The following is a 22,499-nucleotide window of genomic DNA, read 5'->3' as shown; positions in this document are numbered from 1 at the left end:
TAAATTCCCCCTATGGTAGATCAGATTATCCAAAGTTCGGTATTTTTTGTTCAAAAGCACTGATTTGTGGTTCATATTGCAGGGTTACATCAATGTCATCGGTCCCGTTAATAAACTTTTCTTTCCAAGTTGGATCGATATCAAATGAATAACTGATCGTTCCATTGATTACTTTTTGCTTGGGTAAATCAATAGTGATTTCCTGATCTGGAGCAAGTTTGGCTAATTGATTGCGAGCAGCTTGAGGCAAAATAATCGGCAACAAGCCATTCTTGGTGCAATTCATGAAGAAAATATCACTGTAGCCACCGGCAATAATAATTTTAAAGCCCCAGTCTTTTAAAGCCCAAGCAGCATGTTCACGAGAAGATCCGCAGCCAAAATTGTCGCCGGTAATCAAAATTGTTGCTTGTCGACGTTCAGCGTCATTTAAAATGAAACTTGGATCAGGGGTACCACCATCCTGGTAACGCCAGTCATTAAATAAGTGTTGTCCATAACCAACTTTTAAAATATTTTTTAAAAATTGCTTAGGAATAATTTGATCAGTATCAATATTGTTATTCATCAGTGGAATTGTTGTACCACGATGTACAGTAATAGCTTCCATCTTAAATTGCCTCCTTTTGGCGAATATCAACGAAATGTCCATAAATAGCAGCTGCGGCGACCATCGCCGGGCTAGCTAAATGCGTTCGAGCGTCTTTCCCTTGTCGGCCTTCAAAGTTGCGATTAGTAGTTGAAGCGCAGTGAATGCCCGCCGGAATTTTATCAGGATTCATTGCCAAACAGGCCGAACAACCAGGATCACGCCATTCGCAACCGGCGTCTTTGAAAATTTTATCAAGTCCTAATTTTTCAGCTTCATTTTTGACAGTTCGCGACCCAGGAACGATCCATGCAGTAACATGAGGCGAAATATGATGTCCCTTAATAACCTTAGCAGCTTCTTTGATATCTTCTAAGCGACCATTTGTGCAGGAACCAATAAAGATCCATTGAATGGGGATCTCGGTAGCTTTGATTCCTGGTTTCAAGTCCATATAGTGATAAGCACGTTCAAAGTTCTTATCACTCGACTTGGGCAAAGTAGCTGTTATTGGAATTGCCATCGCCGGATTAGTCCCCCAAGAAATATAGGGAGCTAACTGGCTGACATCAAAGTCAATAATTTGATCATAATCACTCGGGTCATCAGTATAAAATTGCTTCCAATAGTCAACAGCTGCTGCAAAATTTCGTGGAGTGTATTTGCGATCCTTTAAATAATCAAAGGTGGTTTGATCTGGTTTCATCATTCCCATTTTTGCACCGCCTTCAATGGCCATATTGCAAATAGTCATACGATTTTCCATGGAAAGCTGCTGTAAAGTATCACCGTAGAATTCAACTGCATAACCAACACCAAAATTAACGCCATGTTGAGCAATCAAGGCCATGATAATATCCTTAGCGGCAACGCCTGGTTGAAGCTGGCCATGTAAATGAATTCCCATCGTTTTTGGCTTCATTTGCCAAATGGTTTGGGTTGCCAAGACGTGTTCGACTTCAGAAGTACCAATTCCAAAAGCAATTGAGCCAAAAGCACCATGCGTTGCGGTATGTGAGTCGCCACAAACAATTACTTGTCCTGGTTGAGTTAATCCAAGCTGCGGCCCAATTACATGGACGATTCCTTGATCAGCAGTTCCCATTTTAGCTAAGCGAATTCCGAATTCTTGACAATTTTTTTCAAGAGTTTCAATCTGCTTTTTTGAAATCTGGTCTTTGATGTTGAAAATATCTTTAGTTGGCACATTATGATCCATTGTCGCAAAAGTTCGCTCTGGTCGTCGAACCTGACGCTGATTTTCTCGCAAGCCTTCAAAAGCTTGCGGAGAGGTGACTTCATGAACCAAATGCAGATCGACATAGATCAATTGGGGCTCACCAGCTTGACCAGTAATCACATGTTTTTCCCATACCTTATCAAATAATGTTTTCCCCATGTTGTTTCATCCTTTCAAATTTTCAATAATTTTGGCGGTTACTTCCTTGGTGGTTGCGTGACCGCCTAAGTCCGGCGTTACGATTCCAGCCTTGATAGTCTGTCTAACCGCAACAGCGATCTGATCAGCAATTTGATTTTCATGAAATGATTCGCGAAGCATCATTTCAATACTTTGAATCATTGCCAATGGGTCTGCGATCCCTTTGCCAGCAATATCTGGAGCAGAGCCGTGGATCGGTTCGTAAAGATTTGGGCCATTATTGCCAGCACTCATCGAAGGAATTGTTCCTAATGAACCAGTTAAAACGGAAGCTTCATCACTTAAAATATCCCCAAACAAATTAGCGGTGATAATCACGTCAAAGAAGGTTGGCTGACTGATCAATTTCATTGAAGCTGCATCGACGTAGCTAAAATCAACTTTGACAGTTGGGAAATCTGCCTGAACTTGTTGGGTAACTTGCCGCCAAAGCTTGGAAGTTGCTAAAACGTTGGCCTTATCGACGATTGTTACATGTTTTTGACGGTGTTCACTCATCTTAAAACCCAAGCGCAGGATCCGTTCGATTTCCTGTTTAGTGTAAGTTGAAGTATCAAGGGCCGCCGTCGCAGTTTGCTTTCGTGGCTGGCCAAAGTAAATTCCACTGGTCAATTCGCGAACGATCACAAAATTAGTTCCTTGAATAACAGCTTCTTTAACAGGAGAATTTTGAGCAAGAATCGGATCGACCCGGGTTGGCCGAATATTAGCAAATAACTGCAATTCATTTCTGATTTGTAATAATCCGGCTTCGGGACGCTTCTTAGCCTGATCCCACTTAGGACCGCCAATTGCACTCAACAAAACAGCATCAGCGTTTTGGCAGCTATGAATTGTTTCAGCTGGCAGGGGATCACCAACTGCATCGATTGCCTGACCACCGAAAGGTAAATCTTGAATTTGATAAGCAAATTTACCAGTACAGGCAGCAGCCAAGACAGCTAAACCAGCAGTCATGATTTCTGGCCCAATATAATCTCCACGTAAAACAGCAATTTTTTTGGTAGTCATTGCATTACTCCTTTGAAATTTTTAAACAATGAAAAAGCGTCTCATTCATAATTAGAATGAGACGCTTTTTCATCGAGCCCCACTCCGATAACCGCAAATAGGACTCGACATAATTGATGTCAGAGTCCTCAGTCACAGTAGTAGGGCAAATTCAATTGTTGAATAAGTTGAATTTATCTGTTGCATGACTAAGAACTCCTTTCACTTTATTTAATAATAACTTAATCCCTTTTTAATTTCATGTCAATAGTAAATTGTAAATTTTTCTAAAGTAACTAAACTTGTTCCACGTGAAACAATTAGTTGCTTTTTAAATATCACTATATCAATACAAGCTGCTTTGTCTGGCACACTTAATAACAGCTTGATATATTAAGTTAGTAATGCGCAGGCAAGTAATCATAAGTACATAGGAGTTTGTATAAAGCTTGAGTCAGCTTTTGCAAGAGTGTAAAATCTTTTAAAAAGACAGCTGCTTTTTAAGAGAGGGTGGTAATGATCAACCAAAAGTTAATGGAATCATTAAAAGAAACCGGTTGGAGAAATTTGATCGATCGAGGTACCTTAAAACTGCTAATGGATCACCCGGCTTACTCAATTAAACTTGATTGGTTCGCCACTCTATACTCGAGCTTTTAAAAGATTAACTTTACCAGCAGCAGCTAGATTAAGGCTGGTTTTGCGACAGGTACAGGCGAGTATTGATCAAAATGGCTTTTTGCAAATTAAGCGGCAGCAATTTTATCCACGATTACCTCCGCATGCTGATTTTTTAGTTGAATTCAGAAAACAGGTTCGGCGAGCTTTTCCAGCAAAAAGTTTACGAGCATATGCCAGGGATCCTGCACAACCGCAATTAGCTGAGCTAGCAGGGGAGATCCATTTATTTCGCAGCTACCTAGATTGGCAAAGCATTCGTTATATTCGAACGAATTTTAGCGGTCAAACTGATTTTAAAAAGTTACAAAACTATGGTCAGCTTTTTAAAATCAAACTTGATTACAGTACCAGCGCGCGTTTCCATAATCGGTATTTACTCAACAAGAAATTTAGTTACCCACAAAACTTTAAAGTTCAAGTTGATAGCTGGCACCGCATGTCAGAATTTATTTTGGAAATAGACACACAAAAATTTGTGACCGAATGGGATGTGTATCGCCAATTGACCAATCAGTTAATTGATTCCAATAAAAATACGTATCCATTATCTGTGTTATCAGCAGTTGCTAACACCGGTTCATTTAATTTTGGCTTGCCTAAAGGACGGTGGGCGTGGTTATTAAAATTTAATGATACTCATCAGCGTTTAGATGTGATGCATCCTACTGATCCGCAAATACGCCGTTGGTTGCTCAAAAGAAAATTTCGAACACCGAGCAGTTATCGGCGCCAAGGAGAATATATCGACCTAATTGTCACTAATAAGGATTTCGCTAGCTGGCAGAAAGTTCCCATTCCAAACCGGCGAATGGTCTATCTTGACTTTCGCCGGTTTTATCAGCAAAGCTTGCCAGCAAGAAATCGGGGCTTTGCTGATTATTGGCAGCAAAGAGGAAACAAAGTATTTAATTTTAGTGAATAAAACTGGAGTGGATTACTCCACTCCAGCATAAGTTTTAAAGCCATTACAGTTTGGAGGAATTCTAGCGTCTCCATTGGCAGAAACCCAAATTTGTTCGGGCTTTTTGACAATTATCAAATAAGGGAAATTTTCTAGTTGGGAATTAAATCTTTCTTCCTAAATAACGTGCGACTTGGCTAACGTCTTTATCGCCACGGCCAGAAATATTAATGATCACGATTTGTTTAGGATCCATTTTTGGCACGATTTTAACAGCTTGAGCTACGGCATGCGAGCTTTCCAAAGCAGGGATGATCCCTTCTGTTTTTGATAACAAGACGAAAGCAGCGACAGCTTCTTGATCAGTAATTGGATAATATTCAGCCCGTTTAGCATCTTTTAAGTAAGAATGTTCAGGACCAACCCCGGGATAATCAAGGCCGGCTGAAATCGAATAAGCTGGTAAGATATTTCCTTGATCATCTTGTAAAACGTAAGAACGCATGCCGTCAGAAATACCAATCTTGCCATTAGTCATAGTTGCGGCATTTTCGGGAGTATCGACGCCTTTGCCAGCTGCTTCAGCTCCAATCAGTCGAACTTGTGGATCTGAAATAAATTCCGCAAAAGCACCTATCGCATTTGAACCACCACCAACACAAGCAATTACTGCATCTGGCAAGCGGCCTTCTTTTTTTAAAATTTGTTTTTTGGCTTCGCGACTAATTACGCTTTGGAAATCTTTGACCATCATTGGATAAGGATATGGACCGACGGCTGAGCCTAAGACATAATATGTGTCAGCTAAATGCTGAGAGAAGTAGGAAAACGCAGCATCGACGGCATTTTTTAAAGTTCCATTGCCAGTATGGACAGCATGAACTTTAGCTCCAAGCAGATTCATTCGAAAAACGTTTAATTTTTGACGTTCAACATCTTCAGCTCCCATGAAAATTTCACATTCCATCCCAAATTTAGCTGCGGCAGCTGCGGTTGCGACACCATGTTGACCAGCACCAGTTTCAGCAATAACTTTATTTTTGCCCATTCGTTTGGCTAATAAAATTTGACCTAGAACGTTATTTAATTTATGGGCTCCCAAGTGATTTAAATCTTCACGCTTGAGATAAATCTTGGCACCCTTTAAATATTTGGTCAGCGATTCCGCAAAATATAGCGGTGTTGGCCGTCCTGAGTAGTCTTTGAGATAATAAGCCAATTCTTGTTGAAACTGAGGGTCATCCTTAAATTGATTATAGGCTGCTGCAACTTGATTCAAAGCTTCCTTAACCTGATCAGGTACAAATTGACCACCAAATTCACCAAAAAATCCTGTTTTTGTTTGTTCTGTCATATTAGACACTCCTTTTATAATTTTTACTGTTAAGTAGAGAGTCTAGTCAGACAAAAAAAGTTGACACTCATCGCTATGACGGTGTCAACTTGGTAAAATACCCAATTCCGTAAAATGAAAGACTCCGGCATAGACTCTCTAAAAATCAAAATTTGATCTTAGCGAGTCACAGCCGTTAATTATGACGTTCCTCGCTTAACTATGCCAAAGTTGCCAGTTTCTACGTGAAAATGTCATTTCTGTCTTCCTTTCTATCTTTGATGCTTTTATTATTAATGAATTATTATTAAAAGTCAAACAAAAACTAATTTAGATAACTGGACGTTTAGCGGGTTTAGATTTAAGTTCATCAAAGTTGTAATTGCTTAGATCCTGTAAGCCATTTTGACTAGCATCAAAATAAGCTGTTAAGCTTTGAGCGATCATTAAATTGAGATTTTTTTGCGGGTCGAACTGAATCACGACAATTGGAGTATGATTAGCAAAAGCAACGCCAATTTCAAACATCGTACCCGAATCGCCTTCATTGTCGCCATTTTCTAAATTATAGTCTAAAATTGCAACCAGAACATCAGCTCGATAGATTTGGCGAACGTCAGAAGCAAAAACATATTGCTGCCAAGCACGACTGCCAAATTCTTCTTCCTCAAATTGATGTTCTTGCGGTAAAAAAATGCTTTTCGAATCAATAGTCGAATTTTTTTCGAGTGCGGTTTTAACTAATTGAATTCGCTGCTGTTGTTGATCGCTAAAAAAAGGTGCTGCTAGATAAATTTTGTTCACTTTACCAACCTCACTTTAAATTAATAAGATGATAAATTTATCATACTATACTTAGCAAGCTAATGCTTTATTTTTTTGATCAGTCAGGGTATGATGATAAATGGTCAACTAAGAAAGGGTGGAGCAGTTATTTTGATCACATTATCGGGAATTATTGGTTCAGGCAAGTCAAGTTTAACGGGAATTTTGGCGAAAGAGCTAGGCACTAAAGCATTTTTTGAACCGGTGGAAGACAATCCGGTTTTACCATTGTTTTATAAAGGAAATGAAATAGCTGCCCAAAAAAGAGCAGCTGGGGATTTAGAAGCAACTAATCCATATGCTTATTTGTTGCAGACATATTTTTTGAATCGTCGCTTTAAAATGATCAAAGAGGCTATGCAAAATGATAATGATATTTTAGATCGATCAATTTATGAAGATCAAATATTTATGAAAATGAATACCGATTTGGGAAATGCGACCCAAGTTGAATATCAGATTTATAAAAGCTTGTTGGACAATATGATGGAAGAACTACCTTACGCAGCTAAGAAAAAATCACCAGACTTGATGATCACTATCAAAGTATCTTATGAGACGATGATTCAGCGGATCAATAAACGAGGACGTAAATACGAATTAGTTGCAAAGGATCCGTCATTGGTGACTTATTATCAGCGATTATTAAAATATTATGATCACTGGATGAAGAACTACGATATTTCACCACAATTGATCATTGATGGTGATCGGTTTGACTTTGTAGGAAACCAATTAGATCGAGTTCAGGTGCTTGAAAAAATTGAAAAAAAACTTTTAACATTAGGTAAGATTTCAACCACTCATGCTGATAAATTGTTTTATCAGCATCGGCAGGCAAATAAAGCTTAATGATCAGCAGGGGGAAGTTAATTGCCTCCTGTTTTTTTGCTTTTTATCAATAAACAACTAGCCTCAAGAACTAAAAAATATTATACTTTTATTAAAACTGAGGTGAAGGTTTTGCAATGGATTAAACAGATTATTAGCAAAAAAAGTTTCTTGCAAAAAAAAATCACTAAAATTGTTGGAGTGACATTGATTTATTATTTAATTTTTCAAGTTGGTGCCAGCGGAGTTTTTCTTTTTTTAAAGCACGTTTTAAAATGGCCGCTTCAGCGTTTGAATCAAAGTGGTTGGCCATATTTGGCAGCAATTTTATTTGGTTTTATTTTTATTATCTTGATTTCTTCCAAACAAGATTGGCAAAGGTATTGGCAAACTGGGCCACAAAAAATGACTGCCAAAACTTTTTTAAGTTTGATTGCGATTTTGTTAACTGGTCAGATTGCAGCAAGTCTTTTTGCCCAGTTTCTAGAAAGTGTTTTTCAACTTTTTGGCCTGAGTGTCTTAGCGCAGTTAAAAGATGCGACACAACATAGTGAAAGTTTTTCAATGCTATTGTATGCAGCTGTTTTTGGTCCTTTGCTGGAAGAATTGGTTTTCCGTGGTTTTGTTTTGCAGAGTTTAAATAAAATTAATTCAGTTTTGGCAATTTTGGGCTCAGCTTATCTGTTTGGCTTATATCATGTTAATTTTGTTCAAAGTCCGTTTGCTTTTTTGATTGGCTTAGTTTTGGGATATACAGCGTTAACCTATGGACTCTTTTGGTCGTTGCTCCTGCATATTTTTAATAATTTTGTTTTAGGGGATTTTTTGAATCAGCTTTTACGTTTGGTACCAACGATAGCGGCAAATGAAATCAGTAGTGGGTTAATTTTATTTGGTGGAATAATAGGAGTCTTGGTCCTTGCAGCTAAAAGTCAACTGATTAAAGCTTGGTTTTCAAAGTTGAAACTTTCCCGCCAGTTTATCAAACTATATTTTGGCAATCATTTAGTGATCTTGATCACCGTTAGTGTTGTTATTATAGCTTGTTTAAGTCTGGGCCGCGTTTAATTAGAGAGAAGGAAATAAAATGATAAATTATCAACGCATTTTAGTCCCAATTGATGGATCAAAAGGTGCAAAAATTGCTTTGAATAAAGCAATTAAAATCGCTAAAGAAAATCAGGCGCATCTGGATATTTTAAAGGTAATGGATATGAACTCACTGGATTTAGGCAATACCGGTCTGATTTTAGATGGCGAGCAAGTTTATCAAATCGAACAAGCTAATGAATCTTATTTGACCAAACTTAATCAAGAGTTAGTTAAAAAATATGATTTGAGTTCAAAGCAGTTTCATGTGCATTTACGTTTTGGTAATCCTAAAGTGGTTATTGTTCAGGATTTTCAACCAGAGTATCATAATGATTTGATTGTTGTGGGCTCAACCGGGAAGAACTTTTTAGAACGATTAGTCATGGGATCGGTTGCTTCGTTTGTGGTTCGAGAAGCAAGCTGTGATGTGTTACTAGCTCGCAGTGAGAAGTAGGTATTAAGGTGTAATTGTAATTGGTTTTGAATAGGGGGAGTTTTAATGTCGTTTGCAAAAGTCAAAGCTTATTTTGAAAGCCGGCAGGTAGCAGATAAATTGTTTCGCTTGCCAGCTTCTGGAGCGACGGTTGCCGAGGCTGCCAAAACACTGGCTATTTTACCTGAGCAAATCGCTAAGACCTTAGCTTTTAAAATTAATGGCCAGCCAGTAGTTGTTGTAATGGCTGGGAATGCCAGAATTGATAATCACAATTTTAAGGCTGAATTTGGTGTGCGGCCGCGCATGATACCAGCTGATCAAATTAATGATTTAATTGGGCATGCAGTTGGTGGTGTTTGTCCATTTGCTTTAAATTCAGGTGTCGAGGTTTATCTTGATCAGAGTCTGGAAAATGATCTGGAAGTTTTTCCGGCTGCCGGAGACCAATTTCATGCAGCTCGTTTAACGTTACCTGAGTTGCTCACTTTAAGTCATTATCAACGCTGGGTCAAGGTAACAAAATAAAGTTGTTTATATATAGTTGAATAGGGGGGCAAAAAAGAACAGATTCAGATAATTTTATCTGAATCTGTTCTTTTAGGGCTAGACTCGTTATTTTGTAAATGAAAATGCCCACACAAATAAATTACAAAGTAGCGAATTTTTCTTTGATCGTGGAAGCTGAATTGGCTAATTTTGCCTTTTCTTCAGCGGTTAATGGAACATCAACAACTTCCTCAACCCCATTTTTTCCGATAATTGCCGGTTGACCTACATATGAATCATACTTCTGATTATAATAAGAACAAGGACACATTAGATGAGCATCATCTAAGACAGCTCGACTGAGTTTAATCGCACAAGTTGCAATTGCATAACTGGTGTAACCTTTACCAGCATATACATCCCAGCCGCCAGCTTTAACATGTTCTTCTAATTTTGATAATGGTAGATTTTTCTTTTTAGCTAGTGGCAGCAAATCTAAACCGTTGACTTTAACTGTTGACCAAGCAATAAATTGTGAATTGCCGTGTTCACCATAAACATAACCAGTTACATTTTTAGGATCAACGTAAAATTGTTCAGCAACAACTCGTTGCATTCGAGCGGTATCTAAGAATGTTCCAGTTGCCATTACTTGTGATTGTGGCAAGCCAATTTCCTTTTGCAGATATTGAGCAATCGCATCACAAGGATTCATTGTAACAATCATAACACCATGAAAACCACTAGCTTTGATTTTGGGAGCAATATCTTTAACAATTTCACGTGTATCATTAAACTCAGCCCAACGATTATTGCCAGTTTGATTTTTCAAAGCTAAAATATTGCCGGCGGTTACAAATAAAATATCAGTATCTTTTAGTTCATGATAATCCTGAACCTTAATTTTGGGGCGTGTTTCTAGTCGAGCAGTTGCATCTTGCAAGTCGAGTTGTTCAGCTCGAGCTTTTTTTTCATCCTTATCAATTAATACTAGTTCGTCTGCATCACCTTTAGTTACTAGAGCGAAGGCAACAGTTGAACCAACATGACCAACACCTAGAACAGCATATTTTCTTCCCATGAATAATCCGTCTCCTTAATTTGTTTATCTGATATTAAAAAATTTCAAATCGTTCAATTATCTGATATTGAATAAATTTTATTTCCCCTATGAAATAAAATTAAATGCTCACTAAACAATTTCCAAATGTAGTTGATTATTTTTAATCAAGCCAGCTTTTTTCATCATACCGTAAGTAACTAATGAAATCGTAGCTGGTAAAACCACACCGGTAAACATATAAATTGCAAAAGGTCCCCATCCTTGAGCGGCATATGCTAATGGTGCAATAAATGAATTCAATCCTAAACCAGCTAATTTATAAGTGGAACGAAAGCCAAACAAAATAATGGCAACTGGTGCGCAAACAATCGCTGATAATAATGAAGGAACTAACAATAACGGATTGACCAGCAGGTTTGGAAATTGAACTTTAGGCGTCATTACGCCTTGCGCAATATTAGCGCCTAAATTGTTTTGCCGGAATGACATTGCTGTAAAAGCAACAAATTGTGAAGTTGTTCCAATCAAAGCAGCAGCCGAAGAGATTGGATCAAGTGTTAAAGCAATTGCCAAAGCAGCTGAAGAAGCTGGCGTCATTAAAAATAAAGCCCAAACTAATGAAACAGCAATTGAACCAACAAATGGATTAACTTGCATACTTTTAGCAATAAAGGCACTTACATCCAGCAATAATGGCGTTGTCACAGCTGCTAACCCCAAGCCGCTGATCCCCCCGACTAAAGTAGCAGTCAGCGGCACTAACATCATGTCTAAAGGAGTTTTACCAGTTAAGTATTTGCCAACTAAGGCAGCAATTAGTCCAGCTAAAACTGCACTAACTGGTTGCCCAGTTGAAATTACTGCACTGCCAGCTGCTTGAGCAAGAGTTGAACCAGTTGCAGTGGTTCCATTAACAGCAGCATTAGTAAAATGGACGGCATTTGCCCCAACGGTTGATGAAATCATGGCACTGAAAATAACTAATGAATTAGTGTTAAGCTGTGAAGCAATTGCAACGCCCAAAGCTGGGGCAAGTAAATCATTAGCCATAATTCCAACTTGATAAAGTGCGTTCCAGTGAATAAAAGAAGCAACTGTTTGGATTAGTAAGCCAATTCCTAAGGTAACTAGAATAGCATTTGCAATAGCTGCGCTTACTCGATAGGCATATTCTTTAACAGTTACATTGTGGTCAGAATAAGTAGTATTTTCCATAGAAAGAACTCCTTTTGTAATTGTTTTAAAATGATGTAGTAGTAGTTGAAAGTGTGATACGTGAAGCTCTATAAAAATTAAGAAATGAAGAATGAATTCCCCCTTTAAATTAAAAGCTGATGGCAATCAAAATGTAATAAAAAAGCACCCATCATTTTTAACTAAAACGATGGATGCTGATAATAAAAAAATTCCATCGCCTTAGATTAAACTCCTAAGCGCGATGGATTCAAATCTCAATTACATACTAATTAGCCGAGACATTGAATAGCACATCGCGCGTGCTAATAATGACTAGGCTCACTAGGTATTCAACTACGATTGTGTTGAAATTAGGTCGACAACTTCGTGACATGCTATCCAACTCCCTTCAAATTAAATTCAACTTTTACTTGATATCAATAATTATAATGACAAAAATTAAAATTGCAAGCTTTTTTTAATGAAAATTTTATTTTTTTCATAAATTTAGTTGAAAAACCTTTGAAGACATTGTTTGTTTCAAGGTACAACTTTTTTGACGAAAGCCCAAACTAAAACTCGATAAGCTGCAAAGTTCAAATAACTTTTAAAGGACAGGAACAAAAGTTGGGGTAAGGCTGCAAGTTGACATTTTATAAATTTGCAAGTATATTAGAGTCAATCATTCTTATCTTAATTGATAAAGTAGTCAAAGTGCTTTATCCACGTGATTAATTATTTATTCCGTGGACTAGCGCTTTTTTTCTTGTCTAAAACTAAATAAAATGAATTTTGGGGAGGTATTTATAATTGAATGAGGTTACAGAATTTGATACGATTGCTGCGATTTCCACACCTCCTGGCGAAGGGGCAATTTCGATTGTCCGGCTTAGCGGTCAAGCAGCAGTTATAATCGCACAAAAAATTTTTAAAGGAAAGAATTTAACTAAAGTTCCAAGTCACACGATTAATTACGGACATATTGTTGATCCTGAAAATAGGCAGGAAATCGATGAAGTTATGGTTTCGGTTATGCGCGCTCCTAAAACTTTTACGCGAGAAGATATTGTAGAAATTAATTGTCATGGTGGAATTGTTGCAACCAATCAGATTTTACAATTGGTTCTCAGTAATGGAGCACGATTAGCTGAGCCTGGTGAATTCACTAAACGGGCTTTTTTACATGGCCGAATTGATTTATCACAGGCTGAAGCTGTAATGGATTTAATCCGCGCTAAAACTGATCGGTCAATGAAGGTTGCTTTAAACCAGTTAGATGGAAATTTGGGACATTTGATCAAACATTTTCGGCAGGATATTTTAAATGTTCTGGCTCAAGTTGAGGTCAACATTGATTATCCTGAATATGATGATGCCGAAGTGATGACTGCGAAGTTATTACGAGAAAAAGCAACGGATTTACGGACACGAATCACGCAGCTTTTAGCAACCGCCAAACAAGGAAAAGTTTTAAGAGAGGGCTTGTCAACCGCGATTGTTGGTCGGCCTAATGTTGGTAAATCAAGTTTATTGAATCACTTATTGCATGAGGAAAAAGCAATTGTAACTGATGTGGCAGGCACAACACGTGATGTGATCGAAGAATATGCTAATGTTAATGGTGTTCCACTTAAGTTGATTGATACGGCTGGAATTCGTCAAACTGAAGATAAAGTTGAAAAGATAGGCGTTCAACGTTCTAAAAAAGCAATCGACCAAGCAGACTTGGTAATGGTAATTTTAGATGGTAGTCAATCACTAACAACTGAGGATCGGCAACTGTTAGCATTGACAGCTGATAAAAAACGTTTGATTATTGTCAATAAAGCAGATTTGCCACAAAAGCTGACCGGAACAGCTTTAGAAGAACTAGTTGGTACAAGCACTACTATTTTGCAAGCTTCGGTTTTGAAAAACCAGGGGCTTGATCAGTTAGAGACAGCTATCGCAAATTTGTTCTTTGCAGGAATTGAAAATAGTCAAACTACAGTCTTAGTTACTAATGCTCGTCACATTGCACTTTTACAGCAGGCTAAACAAGCTTTGAATGATGTATTACATGGATTAGCTGCAGGGATGCCAGTTGATTTAGTTCAAACTGATCTGACAACTTGTTGGGAGCTATTAGGAGAAATTACAGGTGATAGTTATCAAGATGAGTTATTAGATCAGTTATTCAGCCAATTTTGCCTAGGAAAGTAATAATTATAAATATAGGAGATCAAAATGGAAGTCAAGCAATATCAAGGACAGAATTATGATGTGATCGTAGTTGGAGCTGGACATGCTGGCTGTGAAGCCGCCTTAGCAGCAGCGCGAATGGGAAATGAAACATTGTTGATTACAATCAATTTGGAAATGACAGCCTTTATGCCCTGCAACCCATCGATTGGTGGTCCGGCCAAGGGAATCGTTGTGCGTGAAGTCGATGCATTAGGTGGGGAAATGGGTCGCAACATTGATAAGACATATGTTCAAATGCGAATGTTGAATACCGGTAAGGGGCCGGCTGTCAGAGCATTACGAGCACAAGCTGATAAGCGAATGTATTCAATTGAAATGAAGCATACTTTAGAGAAACAGCCCCATTTGATTTTGCGACAAGCAATTGTTGATGATTTAATAGTTGAAGATGGTGTGATTAAGGGCGTGATCACTAACACTGGTGCACGCTATGGTGCCAAAAGTGTTGTTCTAACTACCGGAACAGCTGCTCGGGGCAAAATTATTATTGGTGAATTGACCTATTCTTCAGGTCCAAATAATACCCAACCAGCGAAAAAGTTATCTGGCAATCTGGAAAAACTGGGTTTTGAGCTGAAACGCTTCAAAACGGGGACTCCACCACGTGTTAATGGACAAACGATTAACTATGCTGAAACAGAAGAACAACCCGGTGATCAACAGCCAAATCATTTTAGTTTTGAAAGCAAAGATGAAGATTATATTCCGCCTAAGGATCAATTGTCTTGTTGGCTGACTTATACTAATGAAAAGACTCATCAAATTATTCGCGATAATTTAGATCGTGCACCAATGTTTTCTGGAATCATCAAAGGTGTTGGTCCACGTTATTGCCCGTCAATTGAAGATAAGATTGTTCGGTTTGCCGATAAGCCACGACATCAGATTTTCATTGAACCTGAAGGAAGGCAAACAGCTGAATATTATCTAGATGGTTTATCAACGTCAATGCCAGAAGAGATTCAACTTAAAATTGCTCATTCAGTCAAGGGCTTGGAGCAAGCTAAGCTAATGCGTCCAGGCTATGCAATAGAATATGATATTGTTTCACCATATCAATTAAGACCAACTTTGGAAACTAAGTTAGTCAAGGGCTTATACACAGCAGGTCAGACAAACGGCACCTCAGGATATGAAGAGGCCGCTGGTCAAGGTATTTTAGCCGGCATCAATGCTGGTTTGCATGCTTTAGGAAAAGAAGAATTAGTTTTAAAACGCAGTGATGCTTATATCGGAGTAATGGTTGACGATTTGGTAACTAAAGGAACAAATGAGCCATATCGTTTATTAACATCACGTGCCGAATATCGTTTGATTTTACGGCATGACAATGCTGATTTGCGTTTGACAGAGATTGGCCATCGGGTTGGGTTAATTTCTGAGGAACGTTACCAAGAATTTTTAAAGAAAAGGCAAGCCATTGAGGCTGAAAAGCAACGTTTGCAGACAATTCGAATTAAACCAAATCAGCAGGTTAATGAATTTTTAAAGCAACATGGATCAACTCCATTAAAAGATGGCGTTTTGGCAAGTGAATTTTTGCGGCGACCAGAAGTAAATTATCAGGACTTACAGAATTTCATTCCTGCCCCAGCACAGCCACTTGATCAACGGGTAATTGAACAAGTTGAAATTCAATTCAAATATGCTGGTTATATTAAAAAGGCTTATCAAAAAATTGAGCGACTTAAAAAAATGGAAGCTAAGAAAATCCCAGCTAAAATCGATTACGATGCGATTGATGGTTTAGCTACTGAAGCGCGGCAGAAACTAAAGAAGATTCAACCAGAAACGTTAGCACAAGCTAGTCGTATTAGTGGCGTTAATCCAGCTGATATGGCTATTTTGGCCGTTTATATTGAACAAGGACGAATTGCTAAGGTTAATTAAATTTCAGGCAAAACTATTCTAGTTAAAAACTTAGACTAGAGTAGCTTTGCTTTTTTATTCACAAGAAAAACTTTTTTTATCAGAAAAATTAATTTTGATAAATTAAATCAAGAAAAATTAAAAAAATCAAATGCTCAAAAAGTCACGATGTTTAAAATTAATAAAGATTGCTTTAAAATAAGAATGTAAGCGGTTTATATAGTTAAACCAAACAGCATTTTAATAGATGCTAAAGATTTTTTCGTTATAATCAAAGTAGTTGGAATTTTTAAAGTTTAAGGAGGTTAGACTAATGTCTCAAAAAATGATTGATTTTTCAACGTTAACTCAGCAAGCTGATGAGTTTAAAACCGTTAAAGTGTTAGATCCAGATGGTAAGTTACTACAAAAAGACTTTGACGATATTTTACCTGATGAAGAGTTGCAAGAGCTTTTTCATCAAATGATCTGGTCACGTACACTGGATGATAGGTCCACTAAGCTAAATCGTCAAGGACGGTTGGGATTCTATGCGCCAACAGCGGGTGAAGAAGCCAGTCAGATAGCTTCAAATTTTGCAATGAAGAAGACTGATTTTTTATTACCAGCTTATCGTGATGTTCCACAGTTAGTTTTGCATGGCCTGCCGCTTTACAAAGCTTTTCTCTGGTCAATTGGTCATGTGGAAGGCAATAAATATCCACAAGATTTTTCAGCTTTACCTCCACAAATTATTATCGGCGCGCAATATGTTCAAACTGCGGGTGTGGCTTTAGGAATCAAATTAAAAGGAGAAAATCAAGTTGCTTTCACTTACACTGGTGATGGTGGTACTTCTCAAGGTGACTTTTATGAAGGGATCAACTTTGCCGGAGCTTTTAAAGCACCTGCAATTTTCGTTGTTCAAAATAACGGTTTTGCAATTTCAGTGCCACGTAGCAAACAAACTGCTGCTAAGACATTAGCTCAAAAAGCGGTTGCTGCAGGCATTCCTGGCATTCAAGTTGATGGAATGGATGCGTTAGCGGTTTATGAAACAATGAAAGAAGCCCGTGAATATGTAACTGCCAGTAATGGACCTGTTTTAATTGAAACATTGACTTATCGTTATGGTCCGCATACTCTTTCGGGTGATGACCCTAAACGTTATCGGACTAAAGAAAGCGGTGAACCATGGCATCATAAAGATCCATTGATTAGGATGCGCAAGTATTTGACTGCAAAAGGGCTTTGGAGTCAAGCTCAAGAAGATCAATGGGTAGCGGCTGCTAAAGCGGAAATTAATGAGGCAATCGATCAAGTCGAAAAAATGCCTAAACAAAAAATTAGTGAATATTTAAAGAATACATTTGTTGATCTGCCAAATAGTTTACAACAAGCTGCGGCAGAATATGAGGAAAAGGAGGCACACTAAAATGAGTCAAAAAACGATGATCAAAGCAATAACTGATGCACTAGATGAAGAATTGGCACATGATGACCAAGTTTTGATCTTTGGTGAAGATATTGGTAAAAATGGTGGTGTTTTCCGAGCAACTGAGGGTTTGCAGGCAAAGTATGGCGAGCAGCGGGTTTTTGATACGCCATTAGCTGAATCAGGGATCATTGGCTTATCAACAGGCCTAGCATTAAAGGGATTTCGACCAGTTCCAGAAATTCAATTTTTTGGTTTTGTATTTGAAGCGATGGATGAAATTGCTGGACAGCTTTCACGAATCAGATTCAGATTAGGTGGAACACGAAAGATGCCAATCACGATTCGAGCTCCTTTTGGTGGCGGGGTCCACACTCCTGAATTGCATGCTGATAGTTTAGAAGGGCTGATTGCTCAGGTGCCGGGTTTACGAGTCGTTGTGCCAAGCAATCCTTACGATGCTAAAGGACTTTTAATTTCCGCAATTCGTTCGGATGATCCAGTCTTCTTTTTGGAACATATGAAACTTTATCGTTCAATTAAGCAGGAAGTTCCAGAGCAAGCTTATACGGTTCCTTTAGATCAAGCAGCAGTTGCTAAAGAAGGCAGCGATTTAACCTTGATCTCATATGGCTATATGGTTCAAGAATGTTTAAAGGCAAGTGAGCAATTAGCTAAGGAAGGTATCAAAGCTGAAGTGGTCGATTTAAGAACAATTTCGCCACTTGATGAAACAACGATTTTAGCTTCAATTAAGAAAACTAGCCGGGTAGTCATTGTCCAAGAAGCACAAAAACAAGCTGGGGTTGCGGCCCAAGTTGCATCGTTAATTGCTGAAAAAGGAATTCTTTATTTAAGTGCACCAATTGGGCAAGTTGCCGCACCTAATACCCCTTATCCATTTAGTGATGCTGAGGCGGATTGGTTGCCAAATGAAAAGCAGATCGTTGCCAAGGCTAAAGAGATTTTGACATATTAATTAGGAGGCAAAACAAATGGGCATTTATCAATTTAAATTACCTGATATTGGTGAAGGAATGTCAGAAGGAACAGTTGCCAAATGGTATGTAAAACCAGGTGATCAATTAAAGGAAGATGACGATCTGCTTGAAATTGAAAATGATAAATCGGTTGAAGAAATTCCTTCCCCAGTAACAGGAACAGTAAAACAAATTTTAGTAGCTGAAGGTCAAACAGCGACAGTTGGACAAGTGCTGGTCGAGTTTGAATCTGAGCAAGGTGAGCCTGCAGCAGTGGCCGCGCCAACAGCTCAAACGCCAGCTTCACCAACTGGAGTTAAGCTGGAAACAGCGGTCCCCAAACCTGTCCAACCAGAGTCAGCTGAAACCAAAGTTGGAGTGCCAGATACGAGCTTGCCAGTTTTAGCAATGCCGGCAGTGCGGGCATACGCTCGGCAAAATAGTGTTGACCTAACAAAAATTAAGGGCACAGGCAGCCATGGACACATTGTTAAAGCAGATATTGATCAATTCTTGCAAGGAAAAGGAAACCAAACAGATGCTACAATTGATGAGAAAACAGAACCAGCATTTATGCCTGCTAATTCAGTTTCGTCAGATGCTTTATGGCCACAAACGAGGGAAAAAATGTCATCAATTCGCAGAGCAACTGCCAAAGCAATGATTCGCAGCAAGCAGAATATTCCACATGTTACCGTCTTTGATGAGGCAGTGGTAGATCAATTATGGGATCATCGAAAGAAATACAAAGAGTTGGCTGCTAAACGAGAAGTACATCTAACTTTTTTGGCTTATGTTGTTAAGGCATTAGCGTTAGTTATGAAGGAATTTCCAATCTTCAATTCCCAAGTTGATCTGGAAAATCAGGAGATCATTTACAATGGCTATATTAATATTGGAATTGCTACAGATACCGATCACGGCTTATTCGTTCCTAATGTTAAACACGCTGATCAGCTGAGCTTATTTGATATTGCCCGGGAAATATCTGAAAACACTCAGAAGGCAAAAGCTGGGAAATTAACTAGCGGTGATATGAAGCATACCGGAATGTCAATCACTAATATTGGCTCAATCGGTGGTGGCTTCTTTACGCCAGTCATCAATTGGCCGGAAGTAGCCATTTTAGGTTTAGGACGGATCGTTAAAGCTCCAGTTGTTGCTGAGAACCAGGTGCAAGTTGCCTATGTAATGAAATTATCATTATCATTTGATCATCGAGTAATTGATGGAGCTACTGCTCAGCGTGCACTGAATCGATTAAAAGAATTATTAGAAGATCCAGAACTGTTATTGATGGAAGGGTGAGAAACAATGGTAGTTGGTGATTTTGCAATTGATCTAGATACTGTCGTCGTTGGAGCTGGCCCTGGTGGTTATGTCGCAGCAATTCGAGCAGCTGAAAAAGGGCAAAAGGTAACAGTAATTGAGCGTGAGTTTATTGGGGGGGTGTGTTTAAATGTTGGGTGCATTCCTTCAAAAGCTTTAATTGAGGCAGCTCATCGCTATCAGCGTGCGATGAATTCTACCAAAATGGGGCTACGAGTGACCGCTGCCACTTTAGATTTTAAACAAACACAAGCTTGGAAAAAAACTGTAGTTGATAAATTAACGGGTGGAGTTGCTGGCCTGTTTAAAAAGCATAAAATTGATGTAATTTGGGGCAGTGCCTTTTTAAAAAATTCTCATTCTTTAAGGGTTATTAAGAGGGATTCAGCTCAAACTTATACTTTTAAGAATTTGATTTTGGCAACTGGAAGTCATCCAATCGAAATTCCCAACTTTAAATTTTCAGGCAGGGTTCTCGATTCAACGGGGGCACTTGATTTACAAGCAGTTCCTAAGAACTTAGTTGTAGTTGGTGGTGGCTATATTGGTTGTGAATTGGCCTCAGCTTACGCTAACTTGGGAGCACATGTTTCAATTTTAGAAGGCAGTGATCGGATTTTAGCTAATTATGAACCAGATTTAGTTTCAGTAATTGAGCATCATTTTAGTCAGCAAAAAGTTGACATTTATACGAAAGCGATGGCCCAAAAAGCTGAACAAAATGATCAGCAAGTTACGATTACGTTTAAAGTAGCTGGCGAAGAAAAGAAAATTACAGCCGATTACTGTGTAGTTTGTGTTGGCCGTAAACCAAATACGTATGAAATGGGCTTAGAACACGTTGGTATTCAAATGGATCAAAGGGGCTTAATTAAGGTTGACGCTCAAAGCCGCACGACAGTACCAAATATTTTTGCAATTGGTGATATTGTACCTGGACCAGCTTTAGCTCATAAAGCTAGTTATGAAGGAAAAATTGCTGCTGAAGCAATTTCAGGCTCAAAAGCAGTGATTGATTATCGGGCGATGCCTGCAGTTTGTTATACCGATAGTGCAATTGCAACAACAGGTTTAACTTTAAAAGAGGCCCGAGATCGTAACTTGGATGCTGTTAAAGCTCAGTTCCCATTTGCAGCTAATGGTCGGGCGATTTCAATGGATAGTGCAACTGGATTTGTTCGCTTGATTTTTGAAAGGTCGAGTCGCGCGTTATTAGGAGCCCAAATGGTTGGTCCTCATGTTAGTGATTTAATTTCAGAATTGACCTTAGCTATTGAAACTGGAACAACAATTGATGATTTAGCTTTGACGATTCATCCGCATCCAAGTATTAGTGAAGCTGTTTTGGATGCGGCTGATGTTGGGTTGGGATTGCCAACTAATATTTAAAAGGTTGTAAGGGAAGTAGTATAAATGCAATATTTAGCCATGAAGAGTTTTGATATCCGCCGCAATTTAGCAACGGAACAATATTTAATGAATAATGATCAAATCAAATTGCCAATGGTTTTATTTTATATTGAAAAACCATGCGTAATCGTTGGACGTAATCAAAATACAGTTGAAGAAATTGATCAAAAATATTGTCGGGAACATCAAGTAACTGTAACTCGCCGTTTATCTGGAGGAGGTGCAATGTATCAAGATTTAGGTAATCTTTGCTTTAGTTTTATTGTTTCCGCTAAAGAGCAGCGCTTTGGTGATTTTAAAACAATGGTTGCTCCAATTGTTAAAGCTTTACATGAAATGGGAGTAACTGGAGCGCAAGTGACTGGTAGAAATGATATCGTTGTTGATGGTAAGAAATTTTCTGGCAATGCGATGTATACTAAAAACGGGAAAACTTTTTCTCATGGAACATTGATGCTTGATGTTGATACTTCAGAAGTGGCGAAGGCTTTACATGTGCCAGAGGACAAAATTAAGTCAAAAGGAATCAAATCGGTTCGTAGCCGAGTAACAAATTTGCGACCTTATCTTGCACCAGAATATCAGCAAATAACAACTGAGGAGTTTCGTGATCAATTGATTATGCGATTGCTGAAAGTTTCAGGAATGACAGCTGCTCAAAAGTTTGAGTATCAGCTAACGCCAGCGGATCAGGAGCAAATTGAATTGCTGCAACAAAAATATTACAATAATTGGGCTTGGGTCTACGGCCAGTCTCCTGAATATACGGTTCAAAAACGGAAACATTTTACTAACGGAACGATCGATGCTCGTTTGTTGATTAAACAAGGAAAAATTAAGCAAATTAAATTTTATGGTGACTTTTTTGGAACTGCGAATGTTGCTGATTTAGAAAAACAACTTCAAGATTTAACTTATCAAGCAGCACCGCTTGATCAAAAACTTTCACAAATCGATTTGGACCAGTATTTTAAAGGAATTCCACGCAAGGAAATTATTAAGTTATTAGTTGATTAGCAACTAAAAGTATTGATCATTGGCTGGTCAATACTTTTAGTTTGCTTTTTCAATTTTGAAAGGAATTTTTAAATGGATTGGCAGCCAATTTGGTATCGTCAAAATGTGAATTTTGCATCACTACCAGTCAAAACTAAAGAATTGACGGAAACAATTCAAATTAATTGTAATCTTAGTGGTGATAAGATTCGCATTGTGTTAACTAATCAATTTGGGCAAGAAACGTTGATTTTTGAAAAAATTGAAGTGGCCTTGGATCCAATGTTTCACATGAAACAGCAGCTGACCTTTCAAGGAACAAAAATTTTCAAAATCCCTGTCGGTCGACAAATCATTAGTGATGACTGTTATATCAAAGTTACCAGTGGCTGTAAACTGTTTTTTCGATTGAG

General features: G+C 38.3%; 19 protein-coding genes and 1 pseudogene. 13 read left to right on the top strand and 7 right to left on the bottom strand.

From position 1 onward, the window contains the following. Positions 1 to 25 precede the first annotated feature (25 nt). The 3 genes from leuD to leuB are packed head-to-tail and all read right to left on the bottom strand — an operon-like array spanning position 26 to position 3,041. The gene (gene leuD / locus ON15_RS07855) at positions 26 to 610 is read right to left on the bottom strand and encodes a 3-isopropylmalate dehydratase small subunit (RefSeq protein WP_010580948.1); all 585 of its coding nucleotides are present in this window, start codon (positions 608 to 610) and stop codon (positions 26 to 28) included. 1 nt (position 611) lies between these two features. Further along, positions 612 to 1,988, bottom strand: coding sequence for a 3-isopropylmalate dehydratase large subunit (gene leuC, locus ON15_RS07850; protein WP_010580947.1), 1,377 nt, complete (start codon positions 1,986 to 1,988; stop codon positions 612 to 614). Between the two features lie 6 nt (positions 1,989 to 1,994). Continuing rightward, positions 1,995 to 3,041 (bottom strand): 3-isopropylmalate dehydrogenase, encoded by a 1,047-nt coding sequence (leuB, locus tag ON15_RS07845; protein WP_010580946.1) that lies wholly within the window; start codon positions 3,039 to 3,041, stop codon positions 1,995 to 1,997. Between the two features lie 604 nt (positions 3,042 to 3,645). On the opposite strand from leuB, the gene ON15_RS07840 reads away from it, so the two are divergent. Further along, the gene (locus ON15_RS07840; protein WP_010580945.1) at positions 3,646 to 4,623 is read left to right on the top strand and encodes a DUF3114 domain-containing protein; all 978 of its coding nucleotides are present in this window, start codon (positions 3,646 to 3,648) and stop codon (positions 4,621 to 4,623) included. A 142-nt stretch (positions 4,624 to 4,765) separates the two neighbouring features. Here ON15_RS07840 and trpB read toward each other — a convergent pair whose 3' ends face one another. Both trpB and ON15_RS07830 read right to left on the bottom strand, forming a co-directional pair. After that, on the bottom strand, positions 4,766 to 5,956 hold the full coding sequence (trpB, locus tag ON15_RS07835; protein ID WP_010580944.1) for a tryptophan synthase subunit beta: 1,191 nt from the start codon (positions 5,954 to 5,956) through the stop codon (positions 4,766 to 4,768). A 309-nt stretch (positions 5,957 to 6,265) separates the two neighbouring features. Then, positions 6,266 to 6,739 (bottom strand): nucleoside 2-deoxyribosyltransferase, encoded by a 474-nt coding sequence (locus ON15_RS07830; RefSeq protein WP_010580943.1) that lies wholly within the window; start codon positions 6,737 to 6,739, stop codon positions 6,266 to 6,268. 132 nt (positions 6,740 to 6,871) lie between these two features. Here ON15_RS07830 and ON15_RS07825 point away from each other — a divergent pair, with 132 nt between their 5' ends. The 4 genes from ON15_RS07825 to ON15_RS07810 are packed head-to-tail and all read left to right on the top strand — an operon-like array spanning position 6,872 to position 9,644. Beyond that, positions 6,872 to 7,612: a deoxynucleoside kinase gene (locus ON15_RS07825; protein WP_026049541.1), complete on the top strand. Its 741-nt coding sequence runs from the start codon at positions 6,872 to 6,874 to the stop codon at positions 7,610 to 7,612. A 21-nt stretch (positions 7,613 to 7,633) separates the two neighbouring features. After that, positions 7,634 to 8,659, top strand: coding sequence for a CPBP family intramembrane glutamic endopeptidase (locus ON15_RS07820; RefSeq protein ID WP_010580941.1), 1,026 nt, complete (start codon positions 7,634 to 7,636; stop codon positions 8,657 to 8,659). A gap of 19 nt (positions 8,660 to 8,678) precedes the next feature. Then, on the top strand, positions 8,679 to 9,137 hold the full coding sequence (locus ON15_RS07815) for a universal stress protein (protein WP_010580940.1): 459 nt from the start codon (positions 8,679 to 8,681) through the stop codon (positions 9,135 to 9,137). Positions 9,138 to 9,182: 45 nt separating this feature from the next. Further along, positions 9,183 to 9,644: a YbaK/EbsC family protein gene (locus ON15_RS07810; RefSeq protein ID WP_010580939.1), complete on the top strand. Its 462-nt coding sequence runs from the start codon at positions 9,183 to 9,185 to the stop codon at positions 9,642 to 9,644. A gap of 121 nt (positions 9,645 to 9,765) precedes the next feature. On the opposite strand, the gene ON15_RS07805 is transcribed toward ON15_RS07810, so the two are convergent. Beyond that, positions 9,766 to 10,686: an L-lactate dehydrogenase gene (locus ON15_RS07805; protein WP_010580938.1), complete on the bottom strand. Its 921-nt coding sequence runs from the start codon at positions 10,684 to 10,686 to the stop codon at positions 9,766 to 9,768. Between the two features lie 111 nt (positions 10,687 to 10,797). After that, a complete protein-coding gene (locus ON15_RS07800) occupies positions 10,798 to 11,883 on the bottom strand; it encodes a PTS transporter subunit IIC (protein WP_010580937.1) in 1,086 nt (361 codons plus the stop codon). Positions 11,884 to 12,654: 771 nt separating this feature from the next. Between ON15_RS07800 and mnmE the strand changes: the two genes are divergently transcribed. From mnmE to ON15_RS07760, 8 genes and pseudogenes are all read left to right on the top strand, one after another. Continuing rightward, complete coding sequence (mnmE, locus tag ON15_RS07795) at positions 12,655 to 14,046, top strand: tRNA uridine-5-carboxymethylaminomethyl(34) synthesis GTPase MnmE (RefSeq protein ID WP_010580936.1); 1,392 nt, start codon at positions 12,655 to 12,657, stop codon at positions 14,044 to 14,046. Positions 14,047 to 14,070: 24 nt separating this feature from the next. Next, positions 14,071 to 15,978, top strand: a complete 1,908-nt coding sequence (gene mnmG, locus ON15_RS07790) for a tRNA uridine-5-carboxymethylaminomethyl(34) synthesis enzyme MnmG (protein ID WP_010580935.1) — start codon at positions 14,071 to 14,073, stop codon at positions 15,976 to 15,978. Positions 15,979 to 16,270: 292 nt separating this feature from the next. After that, positions 16,271 to 17,371, top strand: a complete 1,101-nt coding sequence (gene pdhA, locus ON15_RS07785) for a pyruvate dehydrogenase (acetyl-transferring) E1 component subunit alpha (RefSeq protein ID WP_010580934.1) — start codon at positions 16,271 to 16,273, stop codon at positions 17,369 to 17,371. 1 nt (position 17,372) lies between these two features. Further along, positions 17,373 to 18,350 carry an alpha-ketoacid dehydrogenase subunit beta gene (locus ON15_RS07780; protein WP_010580933.1) on the top strand — a complete coding sequence of 326 codons (978 nt, stop codon included), beginning with the start codon at positions 17,373 to 17,375 and terminating at the stop codon, positions 18,348 to 18,350. 16 nt (positions 18,351 to 18,366) lie between these two features. Next, positions 18,367 to 19,659: a 2-oxo acid dehydrogenase subunit E2 gene (locus tag ON15_RS07775; protein WP_010580932.1), complete on the top strand. Its 1,293-nt coding sequence runs from the start codon at positions 18,367 to 18,369 to the stop codon at positions 19,657 to 19,659. 6 nt (positions 19,660 to 19,665) lie between these two features. Next, a complete protein-coding gene (lpdA, locus tag ON15_RS07770) occupies positions 19,666 to 21,069 on the top strand; it encodes a dihydrolipoyl dehydrogenase (protein WP_010580931.1) in 1,404 nt (467 codons plus the stop codon). Positions 21,070 to 21,093: 24 nt separating this feature from the next. Next, entirely contained in the window at positions 21,094 to 22,107 is a 1,014-nt protein-coding gene (locus tag ON15_RS07765) for a lipoate--protein ligase (protein ID WP_010580930.1), read from the top strand. Between the two features lie 72 nt (positions 22,108 to 22,179). Continuing rightward, a pseudogene (locus tag ON15_RS07760) lies at positions 22,180 to 22,499 on the top strand (hypothetical protein); the annotation flags it as partial.

The sequence above is a fragment of the Liquorilactobacillus vini DSM 20605 genome (assembly GCF_000255495.1).
GTDB classification, from domain to species: Bacteria; Bacillota; Bacilli; order Lactobacillales; family Lactobacillaceae; genus Liquorilactobacillus; species Liquorilactobacillus vini.
The sequence above is the reverse complement of the archived record's forward strand: the minus strand, read 5'-3'. Positions and strand labels throughout refer to the sequence as shown.